This is a genomic window from Yoonia sp. R2-816, assembly GCF_046762905.1.
GTDB lineage: Bacteria > Pseudomonadota > Alphaproteobacteria > Rhodobacterales > Rhodobacteraceae > Yoonia.
In genome coordinates this window covers 1-5,169 of the sequence record NZ_JBKQXN010000246.1, presented here as the reverse complement: position 1 = coordinate 5,169, position 5,169 = coordinate 1, and the positions used below count along the sequence as shown (strand labels likewise).

The following is a 5,169-nucleotide window of genomic DNA, read 5'->3' as shown; positions in this document are numbered from 1 at the left end:
AGGCAAACACGCCGGTGGAAAGCGAAAACGATCGTCTTCAATCCCCACACCAACGCACCCGCGGCAGCCTCAGATCCAACCGGCAGCACACTTTCCCCATAGACACCGCCAACCCCCGCGGCTTCCACCCTGAGAGATTTTTCAACGCGGGCCACCCTTACGGCCAAGCTGAGACCTCGCGCCATGGCCCGCATCAGAAAATCTTCATCGAACCGGACCTCGGATGCAGCGCAGCATCTGTCGCAAACACCTCTTGCGCGTCGCCACGAACGGCCCATTGCTGCCGTCGGCCCATAACCCTCAATGCTGCGGTTGCTGCGCGCTTTGCCGACATTCGCTGAAGGTGCAGAATCCCAAACACCGGAACTCATGGCCCACCGACGGCGGACGTGTCTGGCCCTCGCATATTCGAATGGGAAAGTGGTGCGGATTCGGGCGCACAAGGGCATCGCTGCCATGATGTTCAGTGACACGAACACAAGAGGTTGTTAACTGGCGTGTGCTGTTATCAAGAAAAACTGCAAGACGGATTTCTGATCATTTGCAAAAATTCGCACTGAAGCTTGCCCAACATTTGTGCGTGACGAATGACTGACGTTACTGCAAGGTTGAGTGCATCATCTGTGTGCATTCGGTCTTGCGATGCCAAACTGTTTCCCGGCATTTGATCAGCGATCAATCTTGATCGCGACCGGAAGTGCGAGCCAAATCGAAAGACAATTCATGATCCGCGTACTGACCATGCTCATGTTCATCCTTCTGACATTGACAATCAGCAGCCCGCTTGCGGCGCAGGACACGGTTGTGCGACCGGCGAAACTGATGATTGTTGGCGCTGACACCGGTGGTGTCACTCGACAGTTCTTTGGCCAGGTTGTCGCACGCCAGACCGTTGATCTTGCATTTCAGGTGTCCGGCCAGATTGTCGACTTCCCCGCAACAGAAGGTCAAAGTGTTGCGCAAGATGCGCTGATTGCTAAGCTGGATGTCGAACCCTTTGAATTGCAACAACAGCAGGCCGCCTTGCAAGTGGAACAGGCTGAGCGTCTGGTTGCGCGCTTGAATAACCTTGGTGCCTCGGCATCCGAAGTATCCAAGCAGGATGCAGAAACGCAGTTGGCTTTGGCACGCGTTCAACTGCGAAATGCCGAGTACTCCCTTGAGAATGCAACGCTCCGCGCACCGTTTGACGCACTTGTTGCAAGCCGGAATGTGGCGAATTTCACGACAACGAATGCCGGCACCCCCGTCGTCAGATTGCATGACATGTCTGAGCTACGCATTGATATCGATGTACCGGAAGTTCTGTTTCAACGCGCAGGCCAGGATGCTAACGTTTCACTGTTGGCGCGCTTCCCAACCAGTAGCAAAACTTATCCGCTCGAGATCCGAGAGTTCAATGCTGAGGCGTCTTCCATTGGGCAGACCTTCCGCTTGACGCTGGGCATGGAACAGCCGGACGATGTGAGTGTCTTGCCGGGCAGTTCAGTCATTGTACTCGCGACGCTGAATGCTGGGGCTCCCCGCCTGATCTTACCTGCAACGGCCATTCGGATCGCTAATGACGGGTCCACCAGTGTCTTGCGGTTTGCGCCGACTGAGGACGAAAACGGCACGCTTGAAGAAGTGGCTGTAGAGGTCACGGCAACACGTGACGGTCAATTCATGATCGTATCGGGATTGGAAGCCGGGGCGGAAATCGTCCGGACCGGTGCACAGGTTCTGGCAGACGGTCAAACCGTCCGCCGCTTTTCCGGCTACGCGAATTAAAGCTGGGTCAACTGATGAGAATTGCACGCGCCTCTATCGACCGACCTATCTTTACCTGGATCATCATGTTGATCTGCCTATTTGGCGGCATCTGGGGGTTTAGCGCCCTTGGACGTCTGGAGGATCCCGCGTTTACGATCAAGCAGGCGGTCGTCATCACCCAGTACCCCGGCGCATCCGCGCAGCAGGTTGCAGACGAGGTGTCGGAGCCGCTTGAGGCCGCAATTCAGCGTATGGCTGAGGTGAGTGAGATCAAATCGGTCAACCGGCCCGGTGTCTCGCGCATCGATGTACTTGTAGAGGACACGATCAACGGCGATGCCCTTCCTGCGATCTGGACTGAGCTGCGAGAACGCCTGCAAAACGTCCAGAACGAACTGCCAAGCGGGGCGACGCCACCTGTGGTCGATGACGGTTTTGGAGATGTTTACGGCATCTTTTTCGCGGTTACCTCTGATGGTTTCAGTGACGCAGAACAACATCAGCTAGCAACGTTTTTGAGGCGTGAAATCCTGACTGTTGATGGTGTGGCTGATGTCGATATCGCAGGATTGCCTGCCGAGGCGATTTTTGTTGAACCCAATCTTGCGCTTAGCGCACAGCTTGGGATCGACCCGCAAATAATTGGCCAGGCACTTGCCACGTCGAACTCTGTATCGCTGGCGGGGTCGGTGAATGCTGGCGACACACGCACCCAGGTTCAGCCAGCCGAGGGGTCGGACTCGGTTAGTGAAATTGCTGCGCTGACGATCGGTATCGGTGGCGAACTATTGAACCTAATCGACATCTCGGAAGTTACCCGCGGGCGGCAGGATAACCCATCGCAGATTATCCGCTACAACGGGCAATCGGCATTCACCATCGGGGTGTCGGGGGCGAGCAACGAAAACATTGTTGATGTTGGCAACCGCGTAGATGCTCATCTCGCGGCATTGGCGTCGGAAATACCATATGGTGTCGATCTGTACCCGATCTATCAGCAGCACGTCGTCGTGGACGAGTCCTCGACAGGGTTCTTAGTTAACCTTGCGATGTCGGTGGGAATCGTTGTGCTGGTCTTGGCCCTCTTTGTGGGAGTGCGCGCGTCGCTCGTGGTCGGGATAACGTTGTTGCTCACTGTGGTGGGAACACTGCTTTTCATGGCAATTTTTTCGATTGAGATGGAGCGAATTTCGCTGGGCGCACTGATCATTGCGATGGGCATGCTGGTCGATAATGCGATTGTGGTCGCCGAAGGCATGCAAATCGCAATGGCGCGCGGCAAGTCGTCGCGCGATGCGGCAGATGAGGCGGCTGGCAAGACGCAGATCCCGCTATTGGGCGCCACCGTTGTCGGGATCATGGCCTTCGCGGGTATCGGGCTAAGCCCGGACTCGACAGGAGAATTCATGTTCTCCCTGTTTGCCGTGATCAGTATTTCACTTTTGTTGTCATGGATCTTGGCGGTTTCTGTGACCCCGCTGCTCGGTCACTACATTTTCAAACAGGGCGTGGACGATGGCGGTGATCCATATGGCGGGCTGATCTTCCGGGGCTACGCCAGTCTTCTAAGTGGGGCGCTTCGACTGCGGTGGCTTGTGCTTGCAGCTCTCATCGGCATCACGGCGGCCTGTTATGTCGGCTTTGGCATGGTGAAACAGCAGTTTTTTCCAAATTCGAATACACCACTCTTCTTTGTGCACTATACGATGCAGCAGGGAACGCCCATCGCAACAACAGCAGACCAGATGGCAATCATCGAAGCCTACTTGGCTGAGCACGAAGACGTCGTCGCTGTTTCGACATTTGTAGGGCAAGGTGCGACCCGCTTCTTGCTAACCTATGGAGCAGAGCCCCCTAATCCGGCCTATGGCCACCTGATCATTCGCACTGAGAGTCTTGATCGCATTCCACCGCTGCAAGCGGAACTCGAGGCATTCGCTGCCGAAAACTTGCCGGAGGGGGAGTTCCGGACCGAGCGCCTTGTCTTTGGCCCTGGCGGCGGCAGTCCTATTGAAGTGCGTTTTTCAGGCAACGATCCTGAGGTGCTGCGGGATCTGTCCGATCAGGCGATCAAGTTGATGACGGCTGCATCCACAAACATCCTGGCGCCCCGGATCGATTGGCGTGAACAAGAGCTTGTCTTGCGGCCGCGCTATGTGACCGAGCGGGGACAGGCCGCTGGCGTTACCCGCGACGATGTTGCCGATAGCATTCTTTTCGCAACAGATGGTGTCACGGTTGGGACCTACCGCGAAGGTGATCGCGCCATTCCAATTGTGATCCGCGTTTCCCCAGGCTCCGACGCAGGGATTATGGACCAAGTTCTTGGGTCTCAAGATGGGTCATCGCTTTTGCCAATCGAGCAGATTGTTGATGGCTTTGCATTCGAGCCCCAGAACACTGTCATCCGTCGCCTGGATCGTGTCCCGACGCTGACGGTCGGTGCCAGTATTCCGGCGGACATGACGGCAGCCCAAGTACACTCGGAAGTACGCAGCACTGTCGAGGCGATGACCTTGCCAGTTGGGTATAAAATGGAATGGGGCGGTGAGTTCGAATCTTCGGCTGATGCGAATGCCAGTCTTGGCGCGCAGTTGCCCATCACCATTCTGATAATGGTGCTCATCACAGTCTTTCTGTTCAACGCCCTGCGTCAGCCCCTTATCATATGGCTGCTCGTCCCGATGTCGGTGAATGGCGCGGCCATTGGGTTGTTGGGTGCAGGGTTGCCCTTTACCTTCACCGCGCTTTTGGGTCTGCTTAGCCTGTCTGGAATGCTGATTAAGAACGGGATCGTGCTCGTCGAGGAAATCGACATTGTCCGCCGGGAAGGAGGCGCCCTAAGAGAAGCCATCATTGCAGCATCCACTTCGCGTTTGCGACCGGTTCTTTTGGCAGCGGCCACGACCATCATGGGGATGATCCCGCTGTTGGGCGACGCATTTTTTGTCTCAATGGCGGTAACCATCATGGGCGGCCTCGCTTTCGCATCGATCCTGACACTAGTTGCTGCCCCTGTGCTTTATGATGTGTTTTTTGGTGGTGCCAAGCAAAGCAGGCCTGTTGGTGAGGCGGCCACAGCATAGTCCTTGCCATTGGACGTGACACCGCAGGGCCGCATAGATCGCCGAAAGGAGATACTCTTTCCAAGGTATGGTGGCTGACCGGCTAGCGAAGTTGAAGCTGAATCGAGACATCGCGAGCAATGGTCAGACCTCGTGTCCGCTTGATGGCCTCAACAAGACGTGCTTCGCACCCGCAGCGAACTTCCGCTTTCCTGAAGGTTTTTCGATGCGGGCCGGGGTGCAACCTTTCCTTCCGGCGAGGCGTGCGGCCCGCGTTGACAAACCTCGGAAGGACGAAGCCGCGGTGTCTGGGATCAGACTATGGAGAAAGAGCGCTTGCGGGTGCAGTTGA

The 5,169-nt window shown here is 56.2% G+C and carries 3 protein-coding genes; 2 read left to right on the top strand and 1 reads right to left on the bottom strand.

Annotated features, from left to right (window positions below; genetic code table 11):
• Positions 1 to 371: hypothetical protein (locus ACFWW2_RS16475; RefSeq protein WP_393929703.1), on the bottom strand; the 371-nt coding region annotated here is incomplete at its 3' end.
• 352 nt (positions 372 to 723) lie between these two features.
• Here ACFWW2_RS16475 and ACFWW2_RS16470 point away from each other — a divergent pair.
• Complete coding sequence (locus tag ACFWW2_RS16470; RefSeq protein ID WP_393929701.1) at positions 724 to 1,770, top strand: efflux RND transporter periplasmic adaptor subunit; 1,047 nt, start codon at positions 724 to 726, stop codon at positions 1,768 to 1,770.
• A 14-nt stretch (positions 1,771 to 1,784) separates the two neighbouring features.
• Positions 1,785 to 4,838: an efflux RND transporter permease subunit gene (locus tag ACFWW2_RS16465; protein WP_393929699.1), complete on the top strand. Its 3,054-nt coding sequence runs from the start codon at positions 1,785 to 1,787 to the stop codon at positions 4,836 to 4,838.
• Positions 4,839 to 5,169 lie beyond the last annotated feature (331 nt).